We start from the raw sequence: 13,254 nt of genomic DNA on the forward strand, positions 1-13,254 counted from the left end.
ACCCGGCGGGCAGGGGCGCCTGCCCCTGCTCAGGACAGCCGGTCCCTGAGCCGGTACCAGGCGCCGACGAGCGGCAGGAACCAGGGCTTGCCGAAGTGGCCGGGAATGGCCGGCCAGTCGAAGTCCTTCCAGGGGTTGAGGTCGGTGCGGCCGTCCATGACCTCTGCCATGAGGCAGCCCATCAGGGTGGACATCTGGGTTCCGTGGCCGCTGTAGCCCATGGAATAGTAGATGCCGTTGCGCTCTCCGGCGCGCGGCAGCCGGTCCCGCGTCATGTCCACCATGCCGCCCCAGCAGTAGTCGATGCGCGCCTGGGCCAGGTCGGGGAAGATGCGGCGCAGCGAGGCCTGCAGGATGGCCCCGCTCTTGCGGTCGGACGTCTCGTTGGACACGGCGAACCGCGCCCGTCCGCCCAGCAGCAGGCGGTTGTCCGGCGTGGTGCGGAAGTAGGTCACCATGTGGTTGGTGTCCACGGCCATCCGGCGGCGGGGCATGATCCGGTCGAGCACCGCGGCGGGCAGCGGCTCCGTGACGATCAGGAAGGCCCCCACCGGAACGATCCTGCGGCGTATCCATCCCAGCGGTCCCGTATGGGAGGTGCCGCTCGCCAGCAGGACCTGCGCGGCCTGCAGGCGGCCCCGGGGCGTGTCGATCACGTGGCCGCCGCCAGATGCGGGGCGCAAGCCGGTCATCGGCGAGTGTTCGTGCATCTCGGCGCCGCGCCGGGCCGCGGCCTCCGCGAGGCCCCGCACGAAGCGCCCCACGTGCATGCCCGCGCCCTTGCGGTAGAGCAGCCCTCCGTGGAAGCTGTCCGAGCCCACCTCGGCCGCCAGGTCCGCACGACTCACGATCGCGGTGTCCGGATCGACGCTGGCGGCCAGCAGGGCCTGTGCGCGCACGAGCTTGTCGTAATGCCCGGGCTTCGCCGCGAGCTTGATCTTGCCGGCGCGCGCGAAGCTGCAGTCGATGCGTTCCTCCTCGACCAGCCGCTCCACCAGATCGACGCCTGCATCGAAGGCCCGGTACAGCCGGCCGGCGACTTCCGGTCCGAGCCGCGCGGCCATTACTCCGTAGTCCTGGGCGAAACCGTTGTTGCACATGCCGCCGTTGCGGCCCGACGCGGCGTTGCCGATGGTGGAGGCTTCGAGCAGCACCACCTTCGCTCCCTTCTTCGCGAGCGCCAGCGCGGCCGAGGAGCCCGTCAGCCCGCCGCCGATGATGGCGACGTCGCAGCGGCCCTCGACCGGTCCGGGGGCAGCGCTCCGGAAGGGTTCCGAGGTGTCCAGCCAATAGGATGCGAATTGCATGGCGGCTCCGGAAAAATGGAGGTCTCAGTGGAAGGATTGGTTGGCGAGCGCGAACAGCTGCTCCGGCCCCGCCGCCGGCTCCCGGGGCCCGAGGACCATGGTGGTGGCGCCGCCGACCCGCGGCAGCCCGATCGCATCGAGCCAGCTTCCGAGCTGCAGCGCCAGGGGGGTGTCGATGCGGACGAAGACGTGCCCCAGGCGGGCGAGCGCAGCCTCCACCAGTGCCCGCGCATCCGCTGCGCCGGCCGCCACCACCGGGCCGATGACGTGTCCTCGCCCGAAGGGGCGCGACAGGGCGTATCCGCAGGCCTGCCCGCCGTGCTCGAGCACGTGGCCATCCGCTACCTGCATGAGCGCGCGCAGCATGTCCGGCCTGTGCCATCCCGTGGCCGCGTGGTCCAGGCGGGCGACCGCGGCGAAATCTGCCGGCTGCATCGGCCGGACCGGCGTGCCAGGAGGAATTTCCGGAGGGGAGAGGGGAATGCCCTGGTACTGGCCGATCTCGCCGGTCCGCACGAAGCCGCGCCGTTCGTACAGTGCCAGGCCCTCGGCCGTCGAGTTGAGCGTGATGGTCCGGGGCCGGGCCGCCGCGAGCAACGCGTCCATCAACCGGGCCCCGTAGCCATGCCCCTGGGCGGCTCTGGCGACGATGACCATGCCTGCGGAGGCATGCGTCTCGCCATAGGCCCACCAGGCCGCGGTGCCCATCACCTCCTGGCCACACTGCAGCACGAAGCCCTGGCCCTGGTCGAGCGCGAAGCGCCAGTCCTCCAGCCGGTAGGGCCACGACATTTCCCGGGAGAGCTTCCAGGCGCCCTCCAGGTGCGTGTGCGAGAACGGTGTGAGTTCCGGCTGCATGGCCGCCTAGAAATCCGCGACCTTGCCCCACGCCGAGTGCCGGAACCGCTCGGGGTCGTAGGGGCGGGGGTCGAAGATGGGCGTGTCGCCGCTGGCGAGGTCGGCGATCAGGTGGCCCGCACCCGGGCCGATGCCGAAGCCGTGGCCGGAGAACCCGGCGGCCAGGATGAACCCGGGGATGCCCTGCACCTCGCCGATGCCCGGCACGCCGTCCGGCGTGCTGTCCACGAAACCGGCCCAGGCATTGGCAATGCCCGCCTCCCGCAGCGCGGGCAGCAGGGCGACGGCCCGGCGGTGAGTCTCGCGCACGGCCGCAGGGTCTGCCTTGGGATCGAGCACACGCATGCGTTCCATGGGCGTCGGCGCATCGAGGCGCCAGCGGCCCAGGGTTTCGTGACCGCCCCGGATGCCCTCCAGGCCGCCGGGGAACACGTTGCGCCAGCGCTTTGCGAACATCGGGATGAACTGCGGTGCGAAGCGCAGCAGTTGCGGCGTCGGGTCCACCCGGCCACGCCCGCTGATGGCCAGCGTATAGCTGCCGTCGCTGCGGCGGGTGACGGAGACGCCCGCCGTGTGCAGCGTGTCGGGCAGCGCCTGCGCGATCGCCGAGACGCGCACGATGGACTGGCGGACCGTCGCCTGGGGAAAGCGGACTCCCAGCTGCCGGCAGAACGAGGAGGCCCACGCGCCCCCGGCGTAGATGGCGATACGCGTGCGGATGGTGCCGGCTTCGGTCACCACGCCGCTGACGCGCCCGCCCTGCAGCTCGATGCCCCGGGCGGCGCAGTTCTGGTGCACGGTGCCGCCGAGCTTCATGAATGCGGTGGCTGCGGCTGGAGCGGCCTTGGCGGGATCGGCGGTGCCGTCGCTGGGGGAGAGCACGCCGCCTTTCCAGGGCCGGCCCGTCGCGCTGCCGCGCCGCGTGGCTTCCTCGGCGCCCAGCATGTGCGTGACCACGCCGGCGGACTTCGCGAAGACGCCCCAGCGGGCCCAGCGGTCGAGTTCGGCCTCGTCATTGCTCAGATAGAACAGGCCACAGCGCCGGAAGCCGGTGTCCTCCCCGGACTCGGCGGCGAACCTCTCCCAGAGCTCCAGGCTCCTGGTGGCCATGGGCAGCTCCCGGGCGTCGCGGTTCTGCTGCCGGCACCAGCCCCAGTTGCGGCTGGACTGTTCGGCGCCGATCCAGCCCTTTTCGACCAGGGCGACCGACATGCCCCTGCGTGCCAGGTAGTACGCGGTGAAGACGCCGATGATCCCGCCACCGATCACGACGGCATCGGCACTGGCGGGCAGGGGGGACGACGTCTCGATGAGGCGCAGCGGCTGGTGCATGGAGGGATCTCGCTTTTCGGTCGGAACGGAACGCAGGGATGGTGCTGGGCGCCGGGGCAGCGATGCGGTGGTCATGCGCCTGGCTCCCCGGCCCAGCCCAGGATGGCCTTGGTTTCCAGGTATTCGTGGAGGCCCTCGACGCCGTATTCGCGCCCGTTGCCCGATTGCTTGTAGCCGCCGAAGGGAGCATGCGGGCTCCAGGCGGGGTTGTTGATGTGCACCTGCCCGGCACGGATCCGCATCGCGACCGCCCGGGCCGCCGCCAGGTCCGCGCCCTGCACGTGGGCGCCCAGGCCGTAGATCGTGTCGTTGGCGATGTCCACGGCCTCATCCACCGTGTCGTAGGGAATGATGGCGAGCACCGGCCCGAATATTTCCTCCTGGGCGATCCGCATCCGCCGGTGCACGCCGGAGAAGATGGTCGGGCGCGCGTAGAAGCCGCGCTCCAGTCCTTCCGGCCTGCCGGGGCCGCCGCAGACCAGGCGCGCGCCTTCATCGATCCCGGCGGCGATCATCTCCTGCACGCGGCGGAACTGGGACTGGTTGGCCACCGGGCCGTGCGTGGTCCGCTCCGAGCGGGGATCGCCGACGACCATGCGCGACACGGCCTCGGCCGCGAGGCGCTCGGCTTCGGCCAGCCGGGCGCGCGGCACGATCATGCGCGTCGGAGCGCTGCAGGACTGGCCCACGTTGCGCATGCCCGCCGCCACGCCGGCCGGCACGGCTACGGAAAGATCGGCGTCCGGCAGGATGACATTGGGGGACTTTCCGCCCAGTTCCTGCGCCACGCGCTTGACCGTGGGCGCGGCCGCCTGTGCCACGAGGATGCCGGCCCGCGTGGAGCCGGTGATCGAGACCATGTCCACATCGGGATGGGACGCCAGCGCGGCTCCCACCTCCGGGCCTTCGCCCGCCACGAGGTTGAACACGCCGGCGGGGATCCCGGCGTCCTGCACCGCCTCGGCGAAGAGCATCGCGCTGAACGGAGACAGCTCGCTGGGCTTTAGCACCACGGTGCATCCCGCGGCCAGCGCCGGCCCCACCTTGGCAGTGATCTGGTAGAGCGGCCAGTTCCAGGGCGTGATCAGGCCGCAGACGCCGATGGCCTCGCGCACGATGGCCATGCCGCCGCGGTGCATGACGAAGGGATGGCTGGCCGCCAGGTCGCGGGCCACGCGCAGGTGCTCCGCGGCAATCGGCACCTGCGCGGCGCGCGCCACGGCGATGGCGCATCCCATTTCCAGCGAGATCGCATGGGCGAACGATTCCGCTCGTTCCAGGACCAGGGCATGCAGCCGGCCCAGCAGGTCGGCACGCTGCAGCGGCGGGGTCGCGGACCAGGCCGGGAAGGCGCGCCGGGCCGCGCCGATCGCAGCCGCGGCGTCCCGCGCATCGCCCAGCACGATGTCCGCCAGCGGCTGCTCGGTAGAAGGGTCGATGACGGTCGCGCGGGACGTTCCCTCCGGCTGCCGCCAGCCGCCGCCGACGAAGATGCGGTCCAGGCGGCCGTCGCGGGCCAGGCGTTCGATGAGGGGCGCAGTCATGGGAACGGTCGGCTTCATTGCAGGCAATTGCACCATGCGGCGCCGCACGGCCGGTTGGGAAAAACGGGGCGCAGAGCGATGAAGCTGCGGTTTTTGGGGGGCTCGGCGGCATGCCATGCGGCGGGCCGGCACGCTGCCTGCACGCGGGATAATCCTCCGTCGCGCGACGCCCCCCCTACCTTTCCACATGACTTCCCCACCGCTCCATTCCGCCTGTGCCTTCGTTCTGGCCCTGTTCGCGTCGGCGCACGCCGCCGCCCAGCCCGCCGGACCGATACCGAAGGAGGAACTGCAGATCCTCGCCAGCGTGTACCGCGAGCTACAGACTTCCCTGGTGGAGAAGCCGGACGACCGCGCACTGCTCGTCGCGGCGACCAAGGGCATGGTGCGTGAGGCGGATCCGGACAGCGGCGAGTACTTCACGGCCGCGGAGCTCGAGGTGCAGCGCCAACCTGCAGCCCCCGACGCGGAGGCCATCGGGGTCCAGCTCCGTTACCGCGACCACCAATACCAACTCGTCCCGCTGGAGGGCAGTCCGGCCGCGCAGGCGGGCATCGCCTCCGGCGACCGGCTGTATGCAGTCGATGGCGCGAGGGTGAAGGGGCTGGAGGCCGCCAGGGTCCGTCAGCTCCTGTACGGTCCCGCCGGCAGCACGGTGGCGCTGACCGTATTCCGCGAGTCCTCGCTGTCCGTCCTCACCATAGCGGTCGAGCGACGGGCCTATGCGGCCCCCAGGGTGTCGCTGTCGCGGCCGGCACCAGGCATGGCGCAATTGCGCGTGCCGCACTTCAACGCCTCGGCGCTGCAGGAGGCCGCGGAAGCGATCGCCGTGGCGTGGCAGGCGGAACCGTTCAATGCCATGATCCTGGATCTGCGCGGTTGCCCGGGAGGCCTCGTCGAATCGACGGTGGGCATCGCCTCCATGTTCCTGCCCAGGGATACGGTGGTCATGAAGACCTCTGGCGCGGGGGCGCAGGCCGGCGCCACCTACCTGGCCACCCCCGATGCCTACCGGGGCGCAAGCCGGCAGGATCCGCTGGAGAACCTGCCGCCGCAGATCCGCACGATGGCGCTGGCGGTATTGGTGGATGCCGACACGGCGTCGGGCGCGGAAATCGTCGCGGCCGCCCTGCAGGACCACCGGCGGGCACGGGTCTTCGGCCGGCCCACGGCGGGGCGCGGCAGCATCCAGACCATCCGCCCGATGCAAAAGGGTGCGATCAAGTTCACGACGGCCTACTGGATGTCCCCAGGCGGCCGGAGCATCCAGGGAAACGGCGTGGCGCCGGACCAGATCGTGGCCGATCCCTCTGCGCAGAGCACGCTGCAGGCGGCGATGGCGTCCCTGCAAAAGTGACTCGCATCCGCCCGTGAACTCTCCCGTCTTCGCCTCCCTCGTTCCCGTCATCCTCTGCATCGCCATCGGATTCCTCGCGGCCCGCATCGGCTGGGTGCGTGCCACGGCCATCAAGGATCTCTCCAACATCGTCTTCCTGGTGCTCACGCCGGCACTGCTGTTCCGCACCATGGGCGCGGTGCGGGTGCAGGACCTCAACTTCGGGCCGGTGGCACTGTATTTCCTGGCGGCGAGCCTGGTGTTCATCGTCACCATGGCCTTCGCGGGCTTCTCCACCCGCGCGGCGGCCCGGGGCCTGGCCAACATGTTCAGCAACAACATCATGATCGGCGTGCCGCTGGTCGGGCTGGTGTACGGCAAGGAGGGGCTGGTGACGCTCTTCACGCTGATCTCGCTGCATGCGCTGGTTCTGCTCACGGCCGCCACGGTCGTGTTCGAACTGGCCGAGGCGCGGGAGAGCCAGCGCTCGGGCCGCAGTGCGCCGCGCCCGGTGCTGCACACCGTGCTGCAGGCGGTGCGCAACGGCATCGTGCACCCGGTGCCGCTGCCCATCCTGGCGGGCCTGCTGTTCGGCCAGACCGGCCTCGTGCTGCCGGAGGTGATCGACAAGCCGCTGCAGGTGCTGGGCACCGCGCTCGGCCCCATGTCGCTGCTGCTGGTGGGCGTGACCCTGGCCTACACCAAGGTCGGCCACCATGCGCGGGAGGCGCTGGGCATCGCCGTGGTCAAGAACATCGCCCACCCGCTGCTGCTGTTCGCGCTGGCCTGGGGCATGGGCCTGTCCGGCCTCTCGATAGCGGTGATGTTCACGGCCGCGGCCCTGCCGGTGGGCGCGAACGTGTTCCTCTTCACCCAGCGCTACGGCACCATGCAGGACGAGGTTTCGGCCAGCATCGCGCTCTCGACCACGCTGGCGCTCGTCACCGTGCCGATCATGCTGCTGCTGGCGCAGCGGCTCTGGCACTGAGCCCGTGCCCGGTGGCCGGCGGGTTCAGAAAGGCCGTGTCAACAGGCCATGGACGGTGCGGATGCCGTCGATGTAGTTGCCCATGCGCATGTTCTCGTTGCTGGCATGCTGGTTGTTGTCGGCATTCACCAGGGGCACGATGACGAAGGGCACGTCCAGCACCTTGACGATTTCCGCCGTGGGCACGGTGCCGCCCATCATCCGGATGCGCACCGGCCCGGGCTGCGCGCCGAAGGTCCCGGCCATCGCCTGGTACGCCCACTGGCCGACGGCCGAGTCGATGGGCGTGCCGGCAGCGTCCCCGCCCTCGCTCTGGTAGGAGAAACTGGCCAGCTTGTCGTAGCGGGCCCGGTCCTCGTCGCTCGGCTGCCCCTTCACCAGGTGGTAGCCCTGCTGGCGGATGTGCGCCTCGATGCGCTGGCCGAGGTAGCGGGCGTCCGAATCGGGTGTGGTCCGCAGGTCGAGTTCGGCGACGGCGGTATGCGGCACGATGTTGGCGACCTTGTCGCCCACCGCAGCCGAGGCCATTCCCCGCACGTTGAGCGACGGATACTGCATCGCTTCCTGGTAGTTCGCACCGACGCCGTCGGGCTTCGCGATGCCCAGGCGCTTGCGCATCGCGCCCTCGTCGTCGGGCACCGCGGCCATGATCCTGCGCTCTGCATCGCCGAGCCTGACATGGTCGTAGTAGCCCGGCACGGTCACACGGCCCTGGTCGTCCTTCATGGAGGCCAGCAGCGTCGCCAGGCGCTGCGCGGGGTTGGGCGAGTAGTTGCCGTAATGCCCGCTGTGCAGCGCCACCTTGGCGCCATACACGGTCAGGGTCGCCTGCGCCGCGCCGCGGTTGCCGAAGATCAGCGTCGGGCGGTTGGTGGCGTGCATCGGGCCGTCGTGGATGACGATGGCATCGGAGCGCAGCAACTCGCGGTGGGCGGTCATCACCTTGCCGATGGACGGCGAGCCCTTCTCTTCCTCGCTGTCGAGCACCACCTTCACGTTCACCCCCAGCGTGGCGGAATCGGCACGGATGGCATCGATGGCCGAGAGGAACATCATGATCGGCGCCTTGTCGTCCGCCGACGACCGGCCGAACACGCGCCATTCCGGATCGACCCGGCCGCTGAAGAGTTGCGCGGAATCGATCTCTTCCCATTCACCCGTGGTCGAGCGGCGCTTGAGAACGGGAACCCACGGACTCTTCTGCGCCCACTGCTCGGGGATGACGGGCTGCCCGTCGAGGTGCATGTAGAACAGCACGGTCTTGCGCTGCGGATCGGCGCCCGGCAGTTCGGCGAACAGCATCGGCTTGTCGTCGTTCTCCAGCTGGCGGGTCACGAAACCGCGCTTGCGGAAGGACGCCTCGAGAAACTCCACGTTCCTGCGCACGTCTGCCGGGACGATGGCGTCATTGGGCAGTTTCAGCAGATCGAAATATTCGCGGTAGCTGGCTTGCGCGAAACGCTCGGCAGAGGTGGCGGACAGTTCGGCGGCATGGGCGCCGGCACAGGCGGCGAGGGCAGCTGCGGCGGCCAGGGAAAGCAGTTGCTTCATACCGGCCGACGATACTCCGGAAAACGCCTTCAGGGCGCGAGGCGCTCGCGCACCCAGGCGCCGGGAGTTTCCTCCCGGTAGCAGAGCCGGTCGTGCAGGCGGCTCTTGCGGCCCTGCCAGAACTCCCAGCGGTCGGGCTTCAGCCGGTAGCCGCCCCAGTGCGGCGGGCGGGGCGGCTGCAGCAGGAACTGTGCACCGTACTTCGCGGCATTGGCCACCAGCACGCCCCGGCCGGAGATCACCTCGCTCTGCGGGCTCGCCCAGGCGCCGATGCGCGAGTCCAGCGGCCGGCTCGCGAAGTACGCGTCGCTTTCGGCATCGCTCACTTTTTCCACCCGGCCCTCTATGCGCACCACGCGCTCGAGCTCGACCCAGTGGAACTGCAGGGCCGCGAACGGATTGCCGGCCAGTTGCCGGCCCTTGCGGCTCTCGTAGTTGGTGTACCAGACGATGCCGCGCTCGTCGTAGCCCTTGATGAGCACGATCCGCGTGCTGGGCCGCAGGTCGGCGCCCACCGTGGCCAGCGTCATGGCATTGGGCTCGGGCACCTGCGCAGCCATCGCTTCCTGCAGCCACTGGTCGAACTGCCGCAGCGGATCGGCATGGGAAGCCTCTTCGCCGAGTTCGGCGCGCTCGTAGCTCTTGCGCAGGTCGGCGATGGAGGACGACAACGGGGAGGAGGGGAAAGACATGCCGCGATTGTGCATGCCTTCCGCCCGCCGCCGTGCCGCGCAGGGCCTGCCTGCGTCACACCGGTGCGGAATGGCGGCCCTGGTCTGCCATGCGCTGCAGCAGTGCGCTCGTGTCCACCTGCTCACCGGGGCGCTCGTCGGGCACGCCGCGCAGGGCCCCCCAGCAGCGCGACACCATGTCGGCCACGCCGTTCATCGTGTTGACGATGGTCCGCCCGGCCGGGAAAGTGAGCGCCAGGGAGGGGTGCTCGATGGCCTGCAGTTCCGCCTCGGTGATCTCGATGCCCTGTGCCCCGCCCGACTGCGCCTGCCCGAGCCGCTCGACCGCCTTGTGGGCGATGAGCTCGATGATGCGGCGGTTCTTCTCGGCGTCCGTGGTGAGCTTGCCGCCGATGCCGCCGAGGTGGTTGCCGGTCAGGATGCCGGCGCCCAGGCTGAGCACCTCGGTGGGTGTATTGACCATGATGGTGACGATCTTCTGCACCACGGCCGGCAGCACGTGGGCGCGGGCCATGGTGTCGAACGGCAGGAAGCCCGTGAGCAGGCTGATGACCGAGCCGATGCCCATCGAGTTGATGGCCAGGCCGTGGCCGGGGGCCGCCTCCAGCGCGCCCTGTGTGTCAGCCAGGGCGTGGTCGGCCAGCGCGCGCCGGGCCTGGACCTCGCTGGCCCCGGCGGCCGGCGCCACGCCGGGGGCCGGGAAGAAGCCCTCGTTCATGCGCTCCAGGACCCCCGTCGCCATTTCGCCATGGGCCGCCGCGACTTCGCGCGGCACCATGGCCCCCGAGGTGGAGACGGCGATCTGGTTGGTGACCATGCTGACGGGCTCCATGGCCCAGCGCTGGGTCAGTCCGGCCACATTGTTCGGAATGGAGCCGATGGCCGCAATGCCGCCGGAAATCGCGGAGTCCTTCAGGTCGCTCATGAATTCCGCGAAGGATTCCGGCAGCAGGGGCTCGTTATGGAACGTGCCGAGCAGGCGCTTGATGACGAGCGAGTCCACGGTTTCCGCGAACAGGGGCGTGAGCGATGCCAGCAGCACTTCCGTCATGCGGGTGGCGGGGTGGTCCTCGCCAAGGGCCGCAGATACCTGCCCCATCACCGCACCCCAGGCCACGACATCCAGCGCATAGGCCAGGCCGCCGCTGCCCACCAGGCTGGCCAGCATGCTCCAGCCCAGGGCCGGCGTGAATTGCTTGTGGGTCAGTACGGCATTGACGGCCTGCGCGCCCATGCGCCCGCGGAGTTCGAGGGTGACGGGATCGCTGGCCCCCAGGCACCGGTTGACCAGCGCCTGCAGGTCCTCGTGGTCCGACTCGGCCCGGTAGCGCACGCCCTGCAGGAAGGCGAACGGGTGCTTTTCCGGGTTGCCTTTCAGCCCGGGAGCCGGCGTGAGGTGCGCGTCCTCGGCTTCGCTGGAGGGTTCCACGTCCTTGAGGCTGACCGGACGCAGCCGGGCCTCTTCGCCGAAAGCCGCAGCCCCTTTCTTGATCGCTTCGCGCGCCGCATAGGTAGAGAGATCGATGTCGGCTTCCTCGGTGCCGCCGTCGGCCAGGTGGATTTCCCGGACCTTGCAGCCCGTGGAGAACTCCCAGGCGTTCAGGAGGATGTCGGCCTCCAGCGGCAGCCGCAGTTCGGTGGTGCCCTGCAGATCGAGTCGGGCGGCCTCTTGCGGATGCTTCGCCTGCACATAGTCCAGCACGGCCTGGATGGCCCTGTCCGGGGAGGCCAGGCGCTGGTCCGGCCCGCGGCCGACGGCGCCCTTGAGCGCCATGGGGTGCTGGAACTGGTCGGTGGAAATCACTTCCTTGAGCCGTGCGACGTAGGCGTCCCGTTGCACGCGGTTCAGCCGCACCTGCAGCACGGCCTGGCGCGCCAGCGTGGTCAGGTTCGCCTGCGTGCGGGCGTCGCGGCGGGCTTGCGTGCCGTGCAGTGCATCCGCCTGCGCGAGGCGGTGGCCCGCGCGGGTGCGTTCCGCGACCTGCATCTGCCGCAGCACCGCGCCACGCAGCCGCGCGTTGCGGTGCGGCGCGCTGGCTGCCGGAGCGGGAGTCGGCGGCTCGCCGCCCTCCGGCTCCGCGGCCGGGCGCTGGCGCAGCAGCGGCTCCGTCAGGCCGCCGGAAGCGTGCCGGCGGCTGCCGGTGCCGCTGGATGACGGCGAAGGGGGCGGAGACGAGGCTGCGCCGGAAGATGAGGCTTCTCCGGCGGTGCTGCTACGACGGAGAGAGGGAAATTGCAGGAAGGTCATGGTTTTCTTATCGGAAGGATCAGGCTGCGGGGCCGGCCTCATGCGAGGCGCCGGGAACGGCCGGACGGGCCGCCACAGCCTTCTGGATGGCCGTTTGCTGCAATCTATTCCGATAGGTGAAATGGCCCCGACGCCCGGCGAAGCGATGGCCGCCGGAGCGAATGGCGCCGGTGGCGCAGGCCGGTCAGCCGGCGCTGGAATCCTGCGGGGAAAACCGCAGCAGCCGCGCCAGCGCGCGGTCCTCGATGCCGAGGCGGCGCAGGCCGTCGTAGGTGGCCTGGGCATAGTGCAGCGTCGTGCCGTACCGGCCGCTCGCTTCCAAGAAGATGCGGCGGTACTCGGCCTCCGACAGCTCCCCCGTATGGTTGGGGCTGCTGCGCGAGAGCGTGAACGCCAGCGCCCGCACCGTGCCCAGGGGCGTGGAGCAGGGCAGCCAGCGCGGGTCGTACACGCCCGTGGGCATCTCACGCTGCCAGAGGTTGATCATCACCTGCCGCGCATGCGCGCGCTCCACGCGGAAGACCATGCCCCGGCAGCTGCCGCCGGGGAACATGCCCAGCACCAGGCCCGGGCATTCGGGCGTGCCGCGGTTCACGCGGCTCCACATCTTCAGCGCGCGGTGCCAGCCATGCACGCGCGCGAGGCGCTGTTCGGCGAACTCGAAATCGGGGCGCCAGATGAGCGAGCCGTACCCGAAGATCCAGAGGTCCTGCGTGCCGCCCCATTCGGCGAGGGCGCGCTCCAGCATGGGCGCCGGATCGCGCACCGGCGAGGGGAGGGCGGCCGGGGCCGCGCCACTACAATTCGCGGTTTCGTCCATTCCACCATTATTCATCTACGGAGTTTTCCCATCATGGCCTTCAGTTCTTCCGACGACGACAGCCAGCAACGCTTCGCCCTCGGCTTCCTGTTCGCGATCATCGCGATCGTGGTGTCCGCCGTGGTGGGCACCGTGGTGGTCAAGCGCGGCATCGCCCGTCCGGCAGCGGAACCCACGCCTGCCGCGGAAGTGGTGGCTCCCGCCGGCACGCTCGACATCACCGGCAACGAGGTGGCACGCGTGGTGGTGGCCGGCAGCGTGGTGAAGTTCTACTTCGCGTCCGGCCGTGCCGATCTCACGGCCGATGCCGCCCCGGCCATCGCCGACGTGGTGCGCGCCGTGAAGGACGGCAACCGCCGCGTGGTGATCTCGGGCTTCCACGACGCCACGGGCGACGCCGTTGCCAACGCCGAACTGGCCAGGCAGCGCGCCCAAGCCGTGCGCGATGCACTGGTGGCGGCCGGCGCTCCGGAGGACCGCATCGAGCTGCGCAAGCCCGAACTTGCCCAGGGTGACGGCAATGCCGCCGAAGCCCGCCGCGTGGAAGTGACGCTGGACGCGGCCTGACCAGCCCCCGG

At 70.3% G+C, this 13,254-nt stretch carries 11 protein-coding genes; 3 read left to right on the top strand and 8 right to left on the bottom strand.

Annotation, left to right across the window (positions count from 1 at the left end; all coding sequences use genetic code 11):
- Positions 1–29: 29 nt before the first annotated feature.
- The 4 genes from ACAV_RS12110 to ACAV_RS12125 form a co-directional block, all read right to left on the bottom strand.
- A complete protein-coding gene (locus ACAV_RS12110; RefSeq protein ID WP_013594863.1) occupies positions 30–1,307 on the bottom strand; it encodes an NAD(P)/FAD-dependent oxidoreductase in 1,278 nt (425 codons plus the stop codon).
- A 24-nt stretch (positions 1,308–1,331) separates the two neighbouring features.
- Positions 1,332–2,165, bottom strand: a complete 834-nt coding sequence (locus ACAV_RS12115; protein ID WP_013594864.1) for a GNAT family N-acetyltransferase — start codon at positions 2,163–2,165, stop codon at positions 1,332–1,334.
- Between the two features lie 6 nt (positions 2,166–2,171).
- Positions 2,172–3,497, bottom strand: a complete 1,326-nt coding sequence (locus tag ACAV_RS12120) for an NAD(P)/FAD-dependent oxidoreductase (RefSeq protein WP_013594865.1) — start codon at positions 3,495–3,497, stop codon at positions 2,172–2,174.
- 71 nt (positions 3,498–3,568) lie between these two features.
- Positions 3,569–5,041 (bottom strand): aldehyde dehydrogenase family protein, encoded by a 1,473-nt coding sequence (locus ACAV_RS12125; RefSeq protein ID WP_041829189.1) that lies wholly within the window; start codon positions 5,039–5,041, stop codon positions 3,569–3,571.
- A gap of 187 nt (positions 5,042–5,228) precedes the next feature.
- On the opposite strand from ACAV_RS12125, the gene ACAV_RS12130 reads away from it, so the two are divergent.
- Positions 5,229–6,398, top strand: a complete 1,170-nt coding sequence (locus tag ACAV_RS12130; RefSeq protein WP_013594867.1) for a S41 family peptidase — start codon at positions 5,229–5,231, stop codon at positions 6,396–6,398.
- A 13-nt stretch (positions 6,399–6,411) separates the two neighbouring features.
- Positions 6,412–7,365, top strand: a complete 954-nt coding sequence (locus ACAV_RS12135; protein WP_013594868.1) for an AEC family transporter — start codon at positions 6,412–6,414, stop codon at positions 7,363–7,365.
- Positions 7,366–7,389: 24 nt separating this feature from the next.
- On the opposite strand, the gene ACAV_RS12140 is transcribed toward ACAV_RS12135, so the two are convergent.
- From ACAV_RS12140 to ACAV_RS12155, 4 genes are all read right to left on the bottom strand, one after another.
- A complete protein-coding gene (locus ACAV_RS12140; RefSeq protein WP_013594869.1) occupies positions 7,390–8,916 on the bottom strand; it encodes a M20/M25/M40 family metallo-hydrolase in 1,527 nt (508 codons plus the stop codon).
- A gap of 29 nt (positions 8,917–8,945) precedes the next feature.
- Complete coding sequence (pdxH, locus tag ACAV_RS12145; RefSeq protein WP_013594870.1) at positions 8,946–9,623, bottom strand: pyridoxamine 5'-phosphate oxidase; 678 nt, start codon at positions 9,621–9,623, stop codon at positions 8,946–8,948.
- A 40-nt stretch (positions 9,624–9,663) separates the two neighbouring features.
- A complete protein-coding gene (locus ACAV_RS12150; protein WP_013594871.1) occupies positions 9,664–11,856 on the bottom strand; it encodes a hypothetical protein in 2,193 nt (730 codons plus the stop codon).
- Between the two features lie 184 nt (positions 11,857–12,040).
- Positions 12,041–12,691 (bottom strand): gamma-glutamylcyclotransferase, encoded by a 651-nt coding sequence (locus ACAV_RS12155; protein WP_013594872.1) that lies wholly within the window; start codon positions 12,689–12,691, stop codon positions 12,041–12,043.
- A gap of 18 nt (positions 12,692–12,709) precedes the next feature.
- Here ACAV_RS12155 and ACAV_RS12160 point away from each other — a divergent pair, with 18 nt between their 5' ends.
- Positions 12,710–13,243 carry an OmpA family protein gene (locus ACAV_RS12160; RefSeq protein WP_013594873.1) on the top strand — a complete coding sequence of 178 codons (534 nt, stop codon included), beginning with the start codon at positions 12,710–12,712 and terminating at the stop codon, positions 13,241–13,243.
- Positions 13,244–13,254 lie beyond the last annotated feature (11 nt).

The sequence above is a fragment of the Paracidovorax avenae ATCC 19860 genome, assembly GCF_000176855.2.
GTDB lineage: Bacteria > Pseudomonadota > Gammaproteobacteria > Burkholderiales > Burkholderiaceae_C > Paracidovorax > Paracidovorax avenae.